This window comes from Mesorhizobium sp. M7A.F.Ca.US.014.04.1.1 (assembly GCF_003998745.1).
Classification (GTDB): domain Bacteria; phylum Pseudomonadota; class Alphaproteobacteria; order Rhizobiales; family Rhizobiaceae; genus Mesorhizobium; species Mesorhizobium ciceri.
In genome coordinates, this window is the sequence record NZ_RZRW01000537.1 from 1 (window position 1) to 3,832 (window position 3,832).

General features: G+C 65.2%; 4 protein-coding genes. All 4 read left to right on the forward strand.

Annotated features, from left to right (window positions below):
* The coding region (locus EOA22_RS26930; RefSeq protein ID WP_245478694.1) for a 2Fe-2S iron-sulfur cluster-binding protein at window positions 1-180 on the forward strand (180 nt) is incomplete at its 5' end.
* A gap of 13 nt (window positions 181-193) precedes the next feature.
* A complete protein-coding gene (locus EOA22_RS39605; protein ID WP_063168524.1) occupies window positions 194-1,561 on the forward strand; it encodes a xanthine dehydrogenase family protein molybdopterin-binding subunit in 1,368 nt (455 codons plus the stop codon).
* Between the two features lies 1 nt (window position 1,562).
* On the forward strand, window positions 1,563-2,567 hold the full coding sequence (locus EOA22_RS39610; protein WP_063168525.1) for a molybdopterin cofactor-binding domain-containing protein: 1,005 nt from the start codon (window positions 1,563-1,565) through the stop codon (window positions 2,565-2,567).
* 8 nt (window positions 2,568-2,575) lie between these two features.
* Window positions 2,576-3,457 carry a MoxR family ATPase gene (locus tag EOA22_RS26945; RefSeq protein WP_063168526.1) on the forward strand — a complete coding sequence of 294 codons (882 nt, stop codon included), beginning with the start codon at window positions 2,576-2,578 and terminating at the stop codon, window positions 3,455-3,457.
* Window positions 3,458-3,832: the final 375 nt, after the last annotated feature.

The window sequence follows — 3,832 nt, forward strand, 5'->3', positions numbered from 1 at the left end:
GGCTTCTGCACGCCGGGCATGATCATGGCGGCCAAGGTGCTGCTCGACCACACGCCCAATCCCAGCCGCGACGAGGTGGTCGAGGCGCTGTCGGGCAACATCTGCCGCTGCACCGGTTACGAGCCGATCATCCAGGCGGTGCTGACCGCCGCCCGCGCCAATTCGCAGAACGCGGCCTGAAGGGTCCAAAACAATGGAACTGCGCAAGAACTACTTCGCCGATGTCCGCAAGGACGATCTGCACGAGATCGGCCAGCCCCGGCCGCGCTCGGATTCGCCCGGCCATGTCACCGGCAAGACCGCCTTTTTCGCCGACCGCAACTTTCCCGGCATGCTGCACCTGAAGATGGTGCGCAGCCCGCATCACCATGCCCGCATCGGTTCGATCGACACCTCAGAGGCGGAAAAACATCCGGGCGTGGTGAAAATTCTGACCGCCAAGGACGTACCGCACAATGTCTACACCATCCTGATCCTGATCCAGATCGGGCCGGAGGACGAGACGGTGCTTGCCGACGGCAAGGTGCGCTGGAAGGGCGAGGCCGTGGTGGCGGTGCTGGCCGAAACCGAGCGCGCGGCACAAGAGGCCGCAGCCAAGGTCAAGGTCGACTATGAGGTGCTGCCGGCCGTCTTCGACATGGAAGAGGCGCTGAAACCCGACGCGCCGCTGGTCAACGAATATCACGGCCAGAATTATTACCTCTATGATAGCGGCGAGTGCCGCAAGGTGCGCTTCGGCGATGTCGAGGCGGGCTTCGCCGGCGCCGACCACATACTGGAGCAGAGCTACCAGTCTTCGCCGATCGAGCACGCGCCGACCGAGACCACCGGCTGCGTGGTGGCGCCCGAGGGCAATGACCGCTTCACCTGCTATACCAACACGCAGGCGATGTTCTTCACGCTCGACAACACCTCGATCATCCTGCAGATGCCGGGCAGCAAATTGCATTTCGTCGGCGGCACAGTCGGTGGCGGTTTTGGCGGCAAGGTCGACGTCATCGTCGAGCCGATCGCCATCCTCGGCGCAAAACTAACAGGACGACCAGTCTGTTTTATCTACAGCCGCGAGGAGGAGATGCAGATCTCGTCGCCGCGCGCCGCTGAAAAGGTCGTCATCAAGGACGGCGTCATGAAAGATGGCCGCATCGTCGCGCGCAAGGTCACCGGATACACCGATGCCGGCGCCTATTCGCGCCACTCGCCCTACGGCGCGCAGAAGGGCGCGGGGCATTATCCCGGCCCCTACACTATTCCGAACGTCTGGATCGACACCTATTGCGTCTACACCAACCGCACGCCGTCGTCGGCCATGCGCGGCTTCGGCGTCACCATCGGCGATTTCGCGCTGGAGGTGCAGATGGACAAGCTGGCGCGCCTGATCGGCATGGACCCGCTCGAATTCCGCTTCATCAACGCCTATCGCGACGGTGATATGAAAGCGCACCGCCAGCCGACAGAGGGCGCCGCGCTGATCGAATGCATGCAGGAAGCCTCGCGCGCCGCCAACTGGCCGGTGGCGGAAAAGTACCTGGCGATGTCCTCCTATACGAAGGGAGCTTGAGATGGCGATCAGGCGTGGGCGCGGCGTTGCCGCGATCAACTATCCCACCGGTATGAACCTCGGCGGTGACCCGACGCAGGCACTGGTGCACTCGACGCCAACAGGCAATTTCATGGTGACATTGTCCTCCGTCGATCTCGGCCAGGGCATGAAGCAGATCATGGCGCAGATCTGCGCCGAGACCATCGGCGTGCCGACAGACCGCGTCGTCGTCGACACCGCCGACACCGACACCGGCCCGCACTGCATGGGCACCTTCGCCTCGCGCGGTACGCACCGCGCCGGCAACGCCGTCATCCAGGCGGCAAGGGAAGCGCGGCAGGTGATGCTGGAAGTGGCCGCCGAGGAACTGGAGGTGAACGCCTCCGACCTCGAGACCGACGGCCAGGGCAACATACTGGTCAAAGGCGCGCCGCAAAAATCGATCTCGATCTTCGATGTCGCGCTGTCGGCGCATTTCAAGCGCGGTCGCTCGATCTCGGGCCGCGGCATGTTCCTGATTCCGCGCTCTTATCCGGAGAAAGAGACTGGCGCGATGAAGCCATCGACCTGCTACGCGCATGCCTGCACCGTGGCCGAGGTCGAGGTCGACGACGAGACCGGCGCGGTCACCGTGCTGACTGTGAAGAACGTCTTCGAGATCGGCCGCGCGCTGAACCCGAAAATGGTCGAACAGCAACTGGTCGGCGGTTCGTGGATGGGCATCAGCCATGCGCTCTACGAGACGACCGAGCCCTATTATCCCAACCGCGACCATGGCGGCACGGACTTCAACCAGTATCTGATGCCCGGCCCCGGCGACCTCGCCGAGACCGAGATCATCGTGCTGGAGCGTCCATCGGCGGACGGGCCATACGGTGCCAAGGGGCCGGGCGAAATGTGCGCCAACCCGCAGATCCCGGCGGTCGCCAATGCCGTCTTCGACGCCGTCGGCGTGCGCATCGACACGCTGCCGATCACGCCGGAGCGCATCCTGCGCGCGCTGAAGGCGCAAGCGGCGAACTGAGGGCCGAAATGACCGGGACAAGCGCCGAGACATCAGCGACCTCGCCGGAGGCGGTGGCGCAGCATCTTGCCGCCTCGCGCTATCTGGCCGACGACAGTCTTGCGACCGCGATCTTCCTGGCGATCCGGCTGGGGAAGCCGCTGCTGCTCGAAGGCGCACCAGGCGTCGGCAAGACGGAAGCGGCCAAGGCGATCGCCGCGCTGCTCGGCCGCGATCTGGTGCGGCTGCAATGCTATGAAGGCATCGACGCTGCGCACGCGCTCTACGAATGGAATTATCAACGCCAGCTGCTCGCCATTCGCCACGCCGGCGAGCACGAGATCGACATCTACGAAGACCGTTTCCTGATCGCCCGGCCGCTGCTGCAGGTGCTGAAGGCGCCGGAACAGCGCGTGCTGCTGGTCGACGAGATCGACCGCTCGGATCATGAATTCGAGGCGCTGCTTCTGGAATTCCTCTCCGATTTCCAGATCAGCATTCCCGAACGCGGTACCGTCCGCGCCACGGCACAGCCGATCGTCATCCTGACCTCGAACCGCACCCGCGAGCTTGCCGAGGCACTGCGCCGCCGCTGCGTCTACCACTGGATCGGCTATCCCGACGCCGAGCGCGAGGCCGCCATCATCATGCTGCGCGCCGGCGATGTGGCCGAGGTAACGGCGCGCGCGGTGGCGGCGGCCGTGCAGACCATCCGCGCCCGGCCGCTGGCCAAGCCGCCGGGTATCGCCGAGGCCGTCGAATGGGCCAATGCCGCCACCATCCTGGAGAAGGGCGGCAGCCCGTGGCCGGAAGCCTTCCGCCGCGCCATCGGCGTGCTGATCAAGGACGAGGAAGACCTTTCCTACATCGCACCGGAGCTTGGCCGGATCGTCGAGGAGGCGCTGGCGTGACGCGGGAGGTCATTTCGCAAGGCTGGCGGGACAGCGCCCCCCTCTGTCCTGCCGGACATCTCCCCCTCAAGGGGGGAGATCGGATGTCATCCCCGCTTTCGCTAATCGCTGACGTCGCCGAACAGAGCGAAGCGCCGAAGCTGCCAATCTCCCCCCTTGAGGGGGAGATGTCCGGCAGGACAGAGGGGGGCGACACAGAATGATGCGGGAAACAAGCTTCCCCCGCGCCGCCTCGCCATTCCTGGGTTTTGCCAGGCTCTTGCGCCGCTACGGCTTTGCCATAGCCCCCGAGCAAGTCTCCGGCTTCATGCAGGCGGTGACGGTGCTCGGTCCACGCTCGCTGGCCCACCTCCGCGGGGCGGCCCTCGCCACCCT

Excerpts from the sequence above, each read along its gene's own strand:
- EOA22_RS39605 (WP_063168524.1), top strand. The coding sequence starts at position 194 with ATGGAACTGCGCAAGAACTACTTCGCCGATGTCCGCAAGGACGATCTG.
- EOA22_RS26945 (WP_063168526.1), top strand. The coding sequence starts at position 2,576 with ATGACCGGGACAAGCGCCGAGACATCAGCGACCTCGCCGGAGGCGGTG.
- EOA22_RS39610 (WP_063168525.1), top strand. The coding sequence starts at position 1,563 with ATGGCGATCAGGCGTGGGCGCGGCGTTGCCGCGATCAACTATCCCACC.